This is a genomic window from Levilactobacillus mulengensis (assembly GCF_003946045.1).
Taxonomy (GTDB): Bacteria; Bacillota; Bacilli; order Lactobacillales; family Lactobacillaceae; genus Levilactobacillus; species Levilactobacillus mulengensis.
This window is the reverse complement of sequence record NZ_RHNW01000009.1, coordinates 11,719-26,322: the sequence shown is the minus strand read 5'-3', so window position 1 is coordinate 26,322 and position 14,604 is coordinate 11,719. Positions and strand designations below refer to the sequence as shown.

The 14,604-nt window shown below is 53.6% G+C and carries 12 protein-coding genes; 1 reads left to right on the top strand and 11 read right to left on the bottom strand.

Annotated elements, in window-relative coordinates:
- Window positions 1-38: 38 nt before the first annotated feature.
- The 8 genes from EKM84_RS09075 to EKM84_RS09040 all read right to left on the bottom strand — a co-directional run bounded on the left by EKM84_RS09075 (window position 39) and on the right by EKM84_RS09040 (window position 8,528).
- A complete protein-coding gene (locus EKM84_RS09075; RefSeq protein WP_125765451.1) occupies window positions 39-884 on the bottom strand; it encodes a DUF72 domain-containing protein in 846 nt (281 codons plus the stop codon).
- A 13-nt stretch (window positions 885-897) separates the two neighbouring features.
- A complete protein-coding gene (locus EKM84_RS09070; protein WP_125765450.1) occupies window positions 898-1,224 on the bottom strand; it encodes a hypothetical protein in 327 nt (108 codons plus the stop codon).
- A 4-nt stretch (window positions 1,225-1,228) separates the two neighbouring features.
- Entirely contained in the window at window positions 1,229-1,933 is a 705-nt protein-coding gene (locus EKM84_RS09065; RefSeq protein WP_125765449.1) for an NAD-dependent protein deacylase, read from the bottom strand.
- A 995-nt stretch (window positions 1,934-2,928) separates the two neighbouring features.
- A complete protein-coding gene (locus EKM84_RS09060; protein ID WP_125765448.1) occupies window positions 2,929-3,894 on the bottom strand; it encodes an IpaB/EvcA family protein in 966 nt (321 codons plus the stop codon).
- Between the two features lie 15 nt (window positions 3,895-3,909).
- Window positions 3,910-5,172, bottom strand: coding sequence for a hydroxymethylglutaryl-CoA reductase, degradative (locus tag EKM84_RS09055; RefSeq protein ID WP_125765447.1), 1,263 nt, complete (start codon window positions 5,170-5,172; stop codon window positions 3,910-3,912).
- 11 nt (window positions 5,173-5,183) lie between these two features.
- The gene (locus EKM84_RS09050) at window positions 5,184-6,104 is read right to left on the bottom strand and encodes a Ppx/GppA family phosphatase (protein ID WP_125765446.1); all 921 of its coding nucleotides are present in this window, start codon (window positions 6,102-6,104) and stop codon (window positions 5,184-5,186) included.
- A gap of 20 nt (window positions 6,105-6,124) precedes the next feature.
- A complete protein-coding gene (trpS, locus tag EKM84_RS09045) occupies window positions 6,125-7,144 on the bottom strand; it encodes a tryptophan--tRNA ligase (protein WP_125765445.1) in 1,020 nt (339 codons plus the stop codon).
- Window positions 7,145-7,577: 433 nt separating this feature from the next.
- Window positions 7,578-8,528: an alcohol dehydrogenase catalytic domain-containing protein gene (locus EKM84_RS09040; RefSeq protein ID WP_125765444.1), complete on the bottom strand. Its 951-nt coding sequence runs from the start codon at window positions 8,526-8,528 to the stop codon at window positions 7,578-7,580.
- 706 nt (window positions 8,529-9,234) lie between these two features.
- Between EKM84_RS09040 and helD the strand changes: the two genes are divergently transcribed.
- Complete coding sequence (gene helD / locus EKM84_RS09035; protein ID WP_125765443.1) at window positions 9,235-11,541, top strand: RNA polymerase recycling motor HelD; 2,307 nt, start codon at window positions 9,235-9,237, stop codon at window positions 11,539-11,541.
- Between the two features lie 53 nt (window positions 11,542-11,594).
- On the opposite strand, the gene EKM84_RS09030 is transcribed toward helD, so the two are convergent.
- The 3 genes from EKM84_RS09030 to EKM84_RS09020 all read right to left on the bottom strand — a co-directional run bounded on the left by EKM84_RS09030 (window position 11,595) and on the right by EKM84_RS09020 (window position 14,057).
- Window positions 11,595-12,056, bottom strand: coding sequence for a hypothetical protein (locus tag EKM84_RS09030; protein ID WP_125765442.1), 462 nt, complete (start codon window positions 12,054-12,056; stop codon window positions 11,595-11,597).
- A gap of 530 nt (window positions 12,057-12,586) precedes the next feature.
- Complete coding sequence (locus tag EKM84_RS09025) at window positions 12,587-13,768, bottom strand: cation:proton antiporter (RefSeq protein ID WP_125765441.1); 1,182 nt, start codon at window positions 13,766-13,768, stop codon at window positions 12,587-12,589.
- A 100-nt stretch (window positions 13,769-13,868) separates the two neighbouring features.
- Complete coding sequence (locus tag EKM84_RS09020; RefSeq protein WP_125765440.1) at window positions 13,869-14,057, bottom strand: hypothetical protein; 189 nt, start codon at window positions 14,055-14,057, stop codon at window positions 13,869-13,871.
- Window positions 14,058-14,604: the final 547 nt, after the last annotated feature.

Here is a 14,604-nt window from a genome sequence, read left to right as displayed (position 1 = left end):
CCGATTCACTCAGTTGCGTACCTGCTCATTTCATTTATTTAAAATAGGTCTAATTGTTGTGGCGCCAAATTTTGCCAGTGTAGGTCCAAGATTTCTTGAAGTCGCTGGGCATTTGGCGCGGCGTCACGACCCGCGTTGTTGTTAAAAATCACACAGACATTTTTAGCCTGCTGATCCAAGCGCTTGACCATGGCCGCAAAGTCCTGCAACTCCTCTTCCGAATAGTGGTAGAGGGTGCGGGTCTTCCGCCAATTCTGGCCCTGATTGAACCAGCCCTCGGCGTTGCGACCGTGGAGCCGAACCATTGCCAAGTTAGGCGTCGTCACGGTCTCATCCAGGGGAATCCCATCATTTAGATTGTGCGGCTCGTCGGTCGTCACGTTGGTGAACCGCAACGATTGCAGGTAGGCCAACACGTCTGCGCTCATCTCAGGCGTCGCAAACCAACTGGGGCTGCGAAACTCCACGGCGACGGGCAAGTTCCCCATCAACACGCGGACCTGCCGCAAGTATTCGATGTTCGCCGTCGTCCGGTTAAAGAACGGTGGAAACTGAAAGAGCACCGTCAACAGTTTCTGATTCGTGACCAGTGGCTGAATTGCCGTGCGAAACTGGTCAAAGGCCAGATTCCGCTCGGTCTCGGGTAACGTTTCATCCCGGTCGTGCCGGGTCATGACCTGATTGGCCTTCAAAATGTATTGAAAACCATCCGGCACGGCCGCTTGCCACTTCTCAATCGTGCTCTGGCGAGGAATCCCGTAGAACGGCGTATCCAGCTCAACGACAGGAAAATGCCCCGCATACTCCGGTAACGTTACGGGCCGCGTGTCGCCGCCAATTAACGCCGGATGCTCCGTCCAGGTGGTCAACCCAATGGTAATCATGCCAAACCACTCCTTACTTAAAACGTTCAAACTTCTTAATCAATTCGGCTTCAGGGGTAGTCAGGCGACCACTCAGTTGGCTGATCAGGCGCTTGCCAGCGACCCGGTCGTTGTAGCGAATCCCGGTCACACAGAGGTCAATCAACGCAAAGAGCACCGTCACAAGGACCGCCTGGTTGCGAGAAAAACTCGCTTCAAATAGCGTGACAATTTGCCCGCTAAAGGCCAGCTGGAGGATCCCGTAGATGACCAGGGTATCTGGAATCAGCTGGAGCACGTTTAACCAACGCAAACGCCTCACCAGCCCGTGTAGTTGATGGATTACTTCTTGATGCGTCATCGGCTTACCCCCGAACTTGGAGTTCGTTGAAGAACTCAGTAGCGTCCGCCTGAACCATCGTGTAGTCAAAGCCCAGATTCAAGCGCTCCTGGTTGACCACGACCACCTTGGCCTGTTGATTGCGGTAGTCTAAGAGTCCGGCAAACGGGTAAACCCGCATGGAGGTCCCGACAATTACGACCAAATCGGCCTGGCCCATCGCGGCAACCGACCGCTGAACATTGAGTTCGTTGAGGCCCTCGTCGTAAAGCACGACGTCCGGTCGCAACCAGCCACCATCAACGTCGTGGTGCGGGTCGCGCAAGTAGTCTTGCCAATCGACCTTCGCGCCACAGACTTGGCAGTGAACCTGGTACATGTTGCCATGGAACTCCACCAAGTGCTTGGTGTGCGCCACGTTGTACAGGTTATCAATATTTTGCGTGATCACCATCGCCCGGTCCTGCTGGGTCAGGGCCGCCTGTTTTTCATGAATGACGTTGGGTTTGGCGTCTGGATAGTACAGGTTTTGTTTCACATAATCATAAAAGACCTCTGGCTCCTGTACCAGGCAGGCGTGACTCAGGTAATACTCGGCGTTGCGGTGCCCCGTATACAGGCCATTTTTCGACCGGTAATCTGGAATCCCCGACGGCGTCGAGACGCCCGCACCAGTTAGAAACACGATGTGTTTGGCGTCATCAAAGGTTGCTTGCAAGCTCGCTTCCATCCCCATCATCCCTTCTTAAATCAAATCCATATCTTAAAACACGTGCGACTTTCGCTCCCGGCGGCGGGTTCAAGCAGCCCTGCTGTGGGGCCCGGCTCCAGCCTGGAAAGCGGTCTTCCGCCTCGCCTTTGAGCCTAAAACCCAAGTCTCAAAGGGCGTCCCATGGGCTAAGCTGGGAAAGAACCCCAGCTAAGGCCATCGACACAGCTGGTCAACTTGACCCGCCTCTGGTCGCTGACACTAGCCCTATCATTTTAAGCTAGCATTAAAGTACAAAGGTCCCCCTATTCAGCCGTAAAGCCAACTAAGATTCACTTTATGCTATGTTGTTTCCAGCGGTGTGCTTAAGCCATCCTGCTGTGGGGCCCGGTTCCGGCCTAAGGAGCGGTCCTCCACCTCGCCTGAAAGCCTGGAAAATCACCAGTCTCTCAGGTCGTCCCATGCTCTAGGCTGGAAAAGAACGCCAGCCAAGACCATCGACACAGCTGATCACCTTGGCCCACCTCTGGTCACTAACATGGTCCATCTAACTTAACGTTACTTCAGTTCGTTGGTCTGATTACATCTGTACTTATGTCAGGCACAGTGTACAGATTTCAACCAACATTCTTCATACCACAATGACTAACACTTGCATAAAATCAATCGAATCGTAAACAGATTTCGCTCTCATTGTATGCTGGTTTCAGCTGATTGTCGCGGATTCTTTTCGTAAAGTTCAAAATACATCCTGCCAACTCAATGAAAACTAGTGTCATACTGCAATCTAGCTGAATAGGCATACATGTTGCTAGCGCCAGTGTCAGCCGTGAGGGCGGGCAAAATGAGCCCAGCCGTGGGAGTTCTCTTGGCGGCTAGGCCGCCTAGAGAACTGGTATCTTTGAGACTCGCCCTTGGAGGCTCAAAGTAAGTCCCAAGACCGCTTCTCAGGCTTGGGACGTCCGCCCCAGCGTTCCGGTCTCATTTTGCCCGCCCGGTAAGGCGAAACCTAGCCGCTACCGCAAGATGTATGGCATCTTGAGTTGCTTGAAGAGTTCTTCGACCGTCATGCTGTAAATCTTCGTGAAGTACTCTGGCGTATCATCCTTGGGCGCTGGTGCTGGGAGCACGAACGCGTTTTGTTCGTCGGCGTGATTGAAGCCGACGTAGCCGCGGCGTTGCGTGGTCTTCTCATGCATGTCTGAATGGTACAGCTCAAAAATCTGCTTGACCTGTAAGCTCAATTGCCGCTTGGACAAGACACTGGTTAACGTTGTGAACTCGGTGTTGTGCAGAGCTGGCAGGTTCCAGGCTTCCAGTTGGGCATCGAAGGCCTTGAACAGCTTGACCACGTTCCGGCGCAGGCTAAATGGTGAGTCGACTGGCTTTTCCGTGATAACTTTATACAGCTTCTGAGCAGCAGCGAAACTGATGGGATAATCCTTGGTGAATTGGGCCATCAGGTCTTGGTCGTCGGTACCGAAGAAGACTAAAGCATCCAGCAAGGTCAACGTCCGCAACGTCATTTCGTCATCAACTGGGTTGGGCTCTGGCTTAATGGTTGCCGTGACCCCTTTCAAGTATAAATCCTTGATGTGGTCGTCGATTAAATGGTGCTTGCGTTGTTCGCTGACCACGACTTCGTGGCTGACGATATCATACAGCTCGGTGCCCATGATCATCAGTTGTTCGTCGAGTTGGGGTTGGCCGGTCGTCAAGGAGAAGAAGACCTGGGGGAACCCGGATAGAATCATTAACAAATGGAGCAGTTCGTGAGAGGCCGTGTAGTTTGGCGCGGTCAAATCGGCCACCTGAATGGCGATGTCCTTGCCCATTTGCATCTGTTGGGCCTGGTCATGCCGCACGAAACCGGCTTGCAGTTCCCCAATAAATTGGACCTCAACCTTGCCTGGGTAGATGGCATTAACTTGATCTAACAGGCTTTGAACCTCTTTATTTAATTTGACATCTTTTGCTTGCATACTGTTTATTTTCACCTATTCCTTTAAATTTGCTTGACGGACGGCGGTTAGGGCCGCTTGGGCCTGCGCCATGGTTGGCTGGGTGATGGTCGCTAAGCGTTGCATCACTGCAGGCAGCTCCGTGGGGGTCGCCCCGACGGATAAGGCCAACGACTTGCGTTGCAGGGACATGTGGCCGCGTTGAATGCCGTCGGTCACCAGTGCGCGCAAGGCCGCCACGTTCTGGGCGAGTCCGACCGCCGCGGTGATGCCCATCAGTTCCCGGGCACTCGTCACGTGGGCGATCTGTTGATTCACCTTAACCAGTGGTAGTACCCGTGTGGCGCCGCCCACAAAGCCCAAGGCCAGGGGAAGCGTCAACTCGCCGCGTAATTTACCATCAACGATTGACCACTGGCTGAGCCCCTGATACTGGCCATTGCGGCTAGCGTAGGCGTGCACGCCGCTCTCGACGGCCCGCCAGTCGTTGCCCATCGCCAGGACGACGGCATCGATGCCATTCATAATGCCCTTGTTGTGGGTCACGGCGCGGTACGGATCGACCTGAGCCAGTTCACTGGCCTCGACGATCCGCTGGGCCACCGCGGCCCCGGCAATCGTGGGCGTTTTCACCTGATTAACCGGCACTTCACAGGTCGCGGTCACTAGGCTGTGCGTCGCGTAATTACTGAGAATACTCATTAGAATATCCTCGTCGCGGTGCGCCTTGATGTCCGCCGCCACGGCTTCCGTCATGGTATTGACCAAATTGGCACCCATGGCCTCGCCAACATCAATGAAGACGTCCAGCAAGACCCAGTCGGGTGGCAGCTGGCGAATCCGTAGACTGCTGGCGCCACCCCCGTGGGTAATCAAGCTGGGGTGCGCCGCATCGGCCACGTTAAGGAGTCGCTTGCGGTTAGCCGTCAACCACTTAACTAAATCACCGGGATCAATGACGTGACTGAAAACGATTTGCCCCATCAATTCTCGCTGGGTAACCTGAGTCTCAATCCCCGTTGGACTGGCCAATAGTCGGCCACCATTGCTAGCTGCCGCGATGACTGAGGGTTCCTCGGTCACCATCGGCACCGTCACCGGTCGGCCATCGACGGTCAGATTCACGGCGACGCCCTCGGGTAGACCGTACGTCGTGAGATAATTTTCAATTAAACTCTCGTCGGTCGCCTGCCGGTGGGCGGTCAGCTCAACTAACTGATCGACCGTCAAATGGCTTTGGCTGGCAATTTGGTCCCGACGTGCCTCATAGGGTAGCCGGTAAAATGGTGGTTGGCTCATTGATGTCCCTCCTAACGTTGACTCAAGTACTCGGAGATGATACCCTCCCGGACGCCACTTTCAGAGAAAATGACCCGGTCGGAATCCAGCATTTGGAGCAGCGTGACCAGGGGCAACATCCCCCCGATAATAATATCAGCCCGCTCCGTCTCCAGACCAGAGATGCGCTTGCGTTCCCGCAAAGGTACCCGCAGTAATCGTTCAAACGTCTTCATGACTTGACCTGTGGTGAGCCGATAGCCGTGAATATTTTCGACGTGCAAAATCTTTTGCTGCTGGCGGTTCATCCGAGCCAGTGTCCGGTTGGCACCACCTAAAAGTACCAGTGGCAGGTGTTTGGCATCATTGAGCCACCAAATATCCTGGAGGCGTTCCCGAAGGAAAACCTGCGCGGAAAACAAGTCTACCGCCGTGACCCGGTCATCGAGCCGGAACTGCTCCGACAAGTTAACGGCGCCAAACGGCACACTGATCAGGTTGGCATCGCGGCCATCCTTGACGTGAACCAGTTCACAACTGGCCCCACCGGTATCCAGCAACAGGCAATCCTTAATTTTTAACCGGTTGACCGCGCCCAGGTAGTCGTAGTAGGCTTCCTGGTCCCCGGACAACACTTCTAATTCAATGTTCGTGGCCGCTGCGACGCGTTTTAAAAATTCGTCGCGGTTACGGGCTTGGCGCACGGCCGCCGTCGCAATTCCCCTAACAATTAAATGGGGCAATTGCTCATAGTACGGTCGGAACGACTTCAACGCCGCAATCGTGCGGTCCATCGCCTTCGGTTGGAGGATCTTTTCGGGACCCATCCCCTCTGACAAACGGCTGTCAGCCTTGATGCGGTTGACTTCGCGGTACGTGCCGTCGTCATGCAGTTCGTTAACGGCCATCCGGACCGAGTTAGAGCCCAAATCAACAATGGCTAAGTTTTGCATTGTTCATCCCCCGTTTCAATCTAACCGAAGTAATCGATGCCAATCGCGTGCCGAACTTCACGTAAGGTCTGTGCGGCAACTTGGTTAGCTTTTTCGCTCCCCTGCTTGAGGATGTCGTAAACGGCGCCCTCATCGGCAGCGAAGGCTTCACGGCGCTCGCGGATCGGTTGTAATTTAGCCTGTAAGACTTCGTTCAAGTACCGCTTGATCTTCACGTCACCCAGGCCACCGTGTTGGTATTGGGCCTTTAATTCTTCAACGTGTTCCCGGTCGTCGGCAAAAATGTCGAGGTAGGTGAACACGGTGTTGCCTTCGATATGGCCAGGATCTTCGATGTGAATGTGTTCTGGATCCGTGTACATGGACATGATCTTCTTTTGAATCGTGTCAGCACTATCGCCCAGGTAAATGGCGTTGTCGAGGGACTTACTCATCTTGGCGTTGCCATCCAAGCCGGGAATCCGGCCTTGGCCCTTCGGTGGGAAGTAGCCTTCGGGTTCGACCAGAATCTCTTGTTGGTAGATATTGTTGAAGCTCCGCACAATTTCTCGCGTTTGTTCCAGCATCGGTTCTTGGTCTTCCCCAACTGGGACCGTATCGGCCTTGAACGCCGTGATATCAGCGGCTTGACTGACTGGGTAGATGAAGAAGCCAGCCGGCACACTTTCGCCAAAGGCCTTTTGCTTAATTTCACTCTTAACGGTTGGGTTCCGGTTCAACCGAGAAACGGAAACCAGGTTCAGGTAAGCCATGGTCAGCTCGTTCAAGGCAGGAATCTGGGATTGTACCAAAATCGTGGACTTGGCAGGGTCGATACCCACGGCCAGGTAGTCCAAAGCGACTTGTAACAGGCTGTGGCGAATTTTTTCGGGATCCCGGGCGTTGTCGGTCAGGGCCTGCATGTCCGCAATCATGATATAGGTATCGTAATCACCGGTGTTTTGCAAAGCGACCCGGTTCTTCAATGACCCCACGTAATGCCCAATATGTAGCTTACCCGTTGGTCGGTCTCCAGTTAAAATCACGTGTTTTTTACTCATTTTGTTCTTCCTTTCTGAAAAAGCGCCCTACTGGCCAATTGCCAATAGGACGCTCGTGCGCGGTACCACCTAATTTGTGGTCGTTGGGACCACCACTCTCGTCAATAACGGCGACACCGCGATAATTAATTATCGATTAAATGAAACTTGCTTGACCCATTTGGGCCGTAAAACCGTTTCAGCACGAGCGGTTTTTCTCTAATGTTGGCCTACTTTTATCAAGTTCTATTTCCTTATTTTAGAGGTTTTTTCGGGTAAAGTAAACTGGTAACTTCCACAAAGATTTTTATACTGAAAGCGTTGGCGGTTACGACTCAATTTGGGCTGACTTACGTGACTTATTTGTCCCGGCCTACACATTAAATAAGTGCTGATAACGTAAAAATCATCACCAGCATTTAACCGCCGATGATGATTTAAAATTTTAAATTAGCTAGTCTTGCGTGGCAATCAGCCGACCGGTCACGCCACCTTGACGCAACGTTTCCAGTCCCTCATCAATTTTACTGAAGTCGATGGTCGATAGCGTTGGCTTGACCTGGCCCTTAGACAGCGCGTCGTAGCAAACCGCAATGTCTGAGCTGTCGCCACCCATGCTGCCAACGACCTGAGCGCGTTTCATAATTAGGTCCCAAGTACTGATGGTTGAATGGAGAATTCCCATCCCCACCACGACAACCTTGCCACCAGGGGCGACAACGGATAGGGCGTGGCTCGTGGTGCTGTCAAAGCCAGCGAAGTCCACAATGAGGTCCGGGGCGATATCTTTCATTTCACTAACGTCGTCGAAGATTCCCTTGCAGCCCATCGCCTCAGCCATTTTCTTAGCAGCTGGCTTCGGGTCGGCGGCATAGACATCGCAACCAGCGGCAATTGCGAGCTGGGCACCAAAGTCCCCGATACCGCCAATGCCGACGATACCAACCTTCATCCCCGCCTTCGCACCACCAACGCCAAAGATAGCCCGGTGAGACGTCATGCCAGCATCAGTTGCTGCGGCACCATCGATAAAGGAAACGTTGTCGGGCAATGGAATCAACTCGGTCTGGGGGACAACAAGTTTGTTCGCGTAGGCCCCGTCAACGACCCCACCGATTGAGACTTGGGTGTCCGGATCAATCGGGCAAACCCCGACCCGGTCGCCTGGCTTAAATTTAGTGACCCCCGTGCCGACGGATGCAATCACGCCCGCACATTCATGCCCTAAAATAACTGGCGGTTGAATCAATTCCATCCACCCGGGGTCATCAATGATGGTCACGTCAGTATGACACAACCCAGAAGCCTTGATGTCAATCACAACCTGTCCAGCCGCCGCAACGGGGTCCGCGACCTCAACCAATTGCAGGGGTTCATGTGTCTTCGTAAATTGCCAACCTTGCATTCAAATCATCCTTTCCAATCTCAGAGAAACGACAACTATGCTTATGTATCACAGAATATAAAACTAATGGGACAACATAAGCGTACCATAAAACCGCTTACATCGTAAGGATAACTTATCATCTGGAAAATTGGTATGCTGCTGAATAAATTGTAATAGAAATAAGTGTCAGCCCAATCCCACACCGATTGTCGCCAACTTCCGCCGCCGTCAGCCCTGCAGGGTGGTTCAAAATAGGCTCAGCCGCGGGATTTTCTGAGGGTACCTCAGGAAATGGTAACTTTGAGACTCGGTCTTCGAGGCTCAAAGCAAGTCCCGAGACCGCTCCTCAGGCTCGGAGCGTCCTCCCCACCACATCCATCTAAAGGAGAACAAAGTGTTAGCCTAATCCCACTCCGATTGTCGCCAACCTCCGCCACCGTCAGCCGCAGGGCGGGGCTAAATAGACTCAGCCGTGGGATTTCCTGAGGGTACCTCAGGAAATGGTGACTTTGAGACTCGCTTCTTGAGGCTCAAAGCAAGACTGGAGACCGCTCTTTGACTCCAGTCGTCCGCCCACAGCGTCACGGTCTATTTAGCCCCGCCCGGAGGCGAAACCACCCCCAAACAGAAAAATGGCGACAATCGAAGGGGGATTGATTGACACGGCCGGGGAATATGACTAAACTTGTTAGGCACTTTAGCCTAGCAAAAGGAGGCGGTCAGTTTGACCACCAGCGAAGAAGCACAGGAACAACAGCGTGTCGACCGCGTGGCAAATGAAATTGGTAAGCGTATCGCGAAGACCGATGCCGACTACAACGCCGCGCACCAAGAACTGCGCAACGTCCTGCAGAATTATAGTGAAAACACCTCGGTCAACTGGTTTGAAGTCGATGACCGAATCGAAACCAGTGCTGAACTGCAACAGCAACGGGCGCTGGTCTCCCGGCTGACTGAAAACCAAAACATTATTCAAGACCAATTGGATACTTTTAAGGAACTCCAAAAGTCCCCTTACTTTGGCCGCATCGACATCCAGGATCCGGGTGAAACGCAGTCCGAGTCCCTCTATATTGGGACCGCCTCATTCGTCGACGATGACCAGAACTTTCTGGTCTACGACTGGCGCGCCCCCATTTCCAGTATCTACTACAACGGGGTCCTCGGGAAGGTCGCCTATAGCACCCCCGCTGGCGACCAGCAGACCGACCTCTTAAAGAAACGGCAATTTTTGATTCAAAATGGGCAAATCGAGAGCATGTTCGACACCAACGAAACCGTGGGTGACGAGATGCTCCAGCATGCCCTGGGCGAGCAAAACGACGCCACCATGCAAAATATCGTGGCGACCATTCAACGGGAACAAAACGACATCATCCGCGATACCAAGAGTGACCTCCTGGTGGTCCAAGGGGTCGCGGGTTCCGGCAAGACGTCCGCCATTTTACAGCGAATCGCCTTCCTGCTGTATCACAGTCGGCGGGATCTAGAGGCGGACCAAATCGTCCTGTTCTCGCCGAATCGCCTGTTCAGTCACTACATCAGCGACGTGCTCCCTAGCCTGGGTGAGCGCAACATGCGGCAGGTCACGTTGGCAGAATTTCTCACGCAACGGTTCCAGGGACTCAACGTGCAAACGCAATTTGAACGCTACGAAGCCGACCAGGAAACGCCGGTCAACCTCCCCCTGCGCAACTTCCGGGAGAGTGCGGCCATGATGACGGCGGTCAAGGACTACTGTTACCAGTGTTCACCGGCCGATTTAAAATTCACGGACATTCGCTTCAAGAGCCGTGTCTTCTTCAGTAAGGAAGAAATTCGGGACATCTACAGCCAATTTCCAGACGCCACGGCGCCGGCCGACCGCCTCCTCCGGACCAAGAATGCCCTGGAAAAGCGGCTCAAGCACCGCATCGCCGACGAGGCCAAGGAGGACTGGGTCCGTGACACCATCGATCAACTCAGCGATGAGGATTACCACAACCTGTTGGGAGAAAAACACCTCGGCCAATTTGAGCAGTTGGACGATGAAATTGACTTCATCGCCCGCCAAATCGTTCGGCGGCGCTTGCGGTCGGTCGACGATGCCATTTACAACGGCTACTTTCTGGACGCCTATAGCCAGTACACGGCGTTTCTGCAGCAGTGTCCCCTGCCAGATGACGTCTCCGCTGACGACTGGCAAACGGTCATCGCTGCTTACCAACACGACATCGAGTTTCACCGGCTGGCGCTGACAGACGCGGCACCGCTGCTCTACCTGCGGGACATTCTCGCGGGTGGCGGGGCCAATCACCGGATGCAGCACCTGTTTGTCGATGAGATGCAGGACTATTCGATGGCCCAATTGATTTACCTGCAACATGCCTTCCCGCGGGCCAAGCTCACCCTGTTGGGCGACAGCGAACAGGCCCTATTCAAGGCAGTCGAAGCCCCGGAAGCCATTTTGAAAAAGTTGGATGCCGCGTTGAACGTCAAGCGGTCACGACTGATCACGTTGCGGCGATCCTACCGCTCGACGCTGCCCATCACCACCTTTGCCAAGGCCCTCCTGCCCGACGGTGACCAGATTGAGGCCTTCAACCGGCCGGGCGACCTGCCGAAGGTCATCATCCGCTACGATGCTGCAGCGGCGTTCAAGGCATTGGCCCACGAGCTGAAATTAGAGCTGGCGACCAACGGCACCGTGGCCATTTTGACCAAGAGCACGGCGGAGGCCAAGTACGTTTACCAGGAACTCCACCGCGACTTCGACATCACGCGGCTGACGGACACCGACCGTTCCCTGCCGAAGGGCATCGTCGTCCTGCCAATCTACCTGGCCAAGGGCCTCGAGTTCGACAGCGTCATCGCCTACAACGTGTCCGCGGAGAATTATCCCAATGAGCAGCTGACCGGAACGCTCTACACGATTGCGTCGCGGGCCATGCACCATTTGACCCTGTTGTGCATCGGCGCGGCCTCCCCGCTGATTGCCTCCAACAAGATTCCCGCGTCAGACCTCACGATCGAACACGAATTTCAAAATTAATCGATATGAAAAAGTCTCACCAGCAGAAATTGTTGGTGAGACTTTATTTTGACCTATGATAAGCCGGTGGGCGCCTTCATGGTGGCGAAGGTTGCCTTGCGGACATAATTTTTATAACCCTTGTAGAAGTGCAGGTGTTGCTTGGTCACCTTGACCTTGTACGTCATGCGCTGCCCGTCAAACTGGACCTGACTGCCCTTGGGCGAATACTGAATCCCGGACAACCGGTAAACGTGTTTGCCTAAGGATTGATATTTCAGCTTTTTCAAGCCATACCCCGGCAGCCGGTAGTAGCGTTCGCTGGTGCTATCGTAGCCAAATAAGTTCCCCGTACTCTTGGACTTGCTGTAGGTGATGTAGGCCTTGTTGTCGTCCTTACCGTTGTAAAACCAGGTGTGGCGCAAAACCTTGGGTGTCCCTGCGTGCCACGTTGCGGCTTGGGCTGACGACAGATTGTTCGCCGTTAAGCCGAGGGTGACGGCTGCCAATCCGATTAAAAAATAGGGTTTCTTCATGATTATTCCTCCCGTGAAATGTTCCGCGCTGCGTCTAGCTTTCCCTAAATTTACGCGTCTTCCCCCGATAAAGCAAGTCTTTCACTGGACTGGGCATTTCTAGGGCTGGTTCTGGGGCGTTCCCGGCGGTGGGCTCAAGTGGGCCTGCTATGGGGTCGGTTCCAGACTGAGAAGCGGTCTTCCACCTCGACTTTGAGCCTGAAAGGTCACAGTCTCAAAGGTCGTCCCGTGTTCTAGGCTGGGAAAGGACCCCAGCCAAGAACACCGACACAGCTGGCCAACTTGGCCCACCTCTGGTCACTTAAACTGGCCGTAGACCCCCAGTACTGCAGACTGGCTTTGGCCCCTTTTATTCTATTGGACTGCCTCGTTTTATTGGTTTTTACACCTTAACCTGCTTGCTCAGCCTAGTTAGTTGTCTGGTATTCACGTCAATCTTACCGCCATTTTGGCTCCCTTAAGTTTAAAGGCCCGGCTAAATTCATCACGAATTTAGCCAGGCCTTTAATTAATTTATTCGACTATACTTGTTAGACCGCCTGTTCTGGCCGGCCCGCTGGCATGCGTTTCAATGCCTGTTTCAATAACAGGGGCGCGATGACGGTAGCCAAAACAATCACCAGAATCATGGCGGAGTAGTCACTGCCACCGAGTAAACCGGCCTGATGACCAATCTGCGCGGTGATCAAGCCCATTTCGCCCCGGGCAATCATCCCGGTCCCAATCACGGTACTGCTGCCCATGGTAAACCCACTCAAGCGAGCACCCAGGCCGCAACCAATCAGCTTGGTCACACAGGCCAACACCGTTAAGATTGCGATGATGCCTAAGTTATCCGCTAAATGGTTCAGGGTCATATTTAATCCAACACTCACGAAGAAGACCGGAATGAAAATGGCATTGCCCAGCGGTTCCACGTGGTCGGCCAACACGGCACGGTATGGCGTATGGGCCACCGCGATGCCGGCAAAGAAGGCGCCAATCGCCCCACTCAAGCCGACCAAATTGGCAATCCAGGCCATACCGAGGCAGATGACCATCGACATGATGGTGACACTGGACGCCATCACCAGGCGTTCGCTCAAATGCATTAAGTAGGGGGCCACCCATTTAACCAGGATGTACGTGCCGCCAAAGAACGCGACCTGCTCCACCAAGACCAAGGCCAGCGCTGGCTGACTCCCGGCCGTCTCGATTCCCTGACTAGCCAGTAGGCTGATCATCAAGGACAGGAGCACCACGCCGATAATGTCGTCGGCCACGGCCGCCCCCAGAATCGTGGCGCCCTCCCGCGTCGTCAGGGCGTGATATTCCTTCAACACCGCGACGGAAATGGAAACGGACGTGGCGGAGAAAATCACCCCGATAAAGAGGGATTCCAACGGTGTAAAGCCCCACCACCAAGACGTCAGCCCCATCAGCGTCACCGGAAAAATGACGCCGGAGGTTGCCACCACAATGGCCGGGCGTAGATATTTCATCAGTAACTGCAGATTGCTCTCCAGCCCCCCGAGAAACATCAAAATCACCACCCCGATATCGGCAAATAAATTAACTAAGCTGTTGAGCTGTACCCAGTTTAGCAATGCCGGTCCCACGATGATACCTACTAGCAACTCCCCGATAACTGCTGGAACGCCCAGGCGGTTCGCTAAGTTTCCCGCCAGCGTCGTCAGTACCAGGATTAAACACAACGTTCCTAGAAATGCCACGCGGATCCCTCCTTCAATAAAATTTAATAAATACTATCATACGCCACATTTGGGCAACACAAAAGCACCACCGGAAACTTTCTGGTGATGCTTAAGTCAGCTATGCCTGATGTTGTGGCCGACAGGACCAGCCTAAAACTAACAATCCCCACAAAATGGCTAGCCCCTCCGCCGTCAAATCCATAATGGATTGACGCGGATAAGTCAGTAACCAACTCGTTGCGGGCAATAACAAAAACCAACTAAATAGAAAACTGCACACGCGCTTTTTCCGTTCTAACCCCCACATTAGCCAGTCCCCCTCCTGGAATTGCCGCTAGTGTACCACGCTCACGAAGCGGTGATGGCCGCTAACCATTCAGTTACTTGGGTAACCACGCAAACTAGTAAAATTTCGAGGTTAAAACATTGTAGCGACAGTCACTATAGCGATATCGGTTCAACTTCTGAACAGCTAATCTCAAATCAACCACAAAAAGGCCCAGCCACTTCAAATTTCCTGAAGTGAATGGACCCATTAATTTAATGACAAAACATTAAAACTAAGTTAACGCGCTGGCCCACTACAGTGACACACAAATAGACCACATTCATCTACTCTGCAGGCTAAAACCGTGTAGCCGCAGGGCTGGAAAAACTGGGCCGGTCGTGGGCGTGACCAGAGGCGCTTTGAATCCGCCACCGGGAACAGACACGACCAGGCCCATCTTTGCCCACCCAAAACTGCTATACGCAGTGGCTCAGTTACTCGCAAATCAGCGGGTTAAACCAGTATCAGCCGCAGGGCTGGTGAAAATGGGCTCAGCCGTGGGAGTTACCTTAGCGGGTCTCCCGCT

Bases quoted from the DNA above. Each gene is read 5' to 3' on its own strand.
- EKM84_RS09065 (WP_125765449.1), bottom strand. From the start codon at position 1,933: ATGGAAGCGAGCTTGCAAGCAACCTTTGATGACGCCAAACACATCGTG.
- EKM84_RS09060 (WP_125765448.1), bottom strand. From the start codon at position 3,894: ATGCAAGCAAAAGATGTCAAATTAAATAAAGAGGTTCAAAGCCTGTTA.
- EKM84_RS09020 (WP_125765440.1), bottom strand. From the start codon at position 14,057: ATGTGGGGGTTAGAACGGAAAAAGCGCGTGTGCAGTTTTCTATTTAGT.
- EKM84_RS09040 (WP_125765444.1), bottom strand. From the start codon at position 8,528: ATGCAAGGTTGGCAATTTACGAAGACACATGAACCCCTGCAATTGGTT.
- EKM84_RS09070 (WP_125765450.1), bottom strand. From the start codon at position 1,224: ATGACGCATCAAGAAGTAATCCATCAACTACACGGGCTGGTGAGGCGT.
- EKM84_RS09075 (WP_125765451.1), bottom strand. From the start codon at position 884: ATGATTACCATTGGGTTGACCACCTGGACGGAGCATCCGGCGTTAATT.
- EKM84_RS09055 (WP_125765447.1), bottom strand. From the start codon at position 5,172: ATGAGCCAACCACCATTTTACCGGCTACCCTATGAGGCACGTCGGGAC.
- EKM84_RS09030 (WP_125765442.1), bottom strand. From the start codon at position 12,056: ATGAAGAAACCCTATTTTTTAATCGGATTGGCAGCCGTCACCCTCGGC.
- EKM84_RS09050 (WP_125765446.1), bottom strand. From the start codon at position 6,104: ATGCAAAACTTAGCCATTGTTGATTTGGGCTCTAACTCGGTCCGGATG.
- trpS (WP_125765445.1), bottom strand. From the start codon at position 7,144: ATGAGTAAAAAACACGTGATTTTAACTGGAGACCGACCAACGGGTAAG.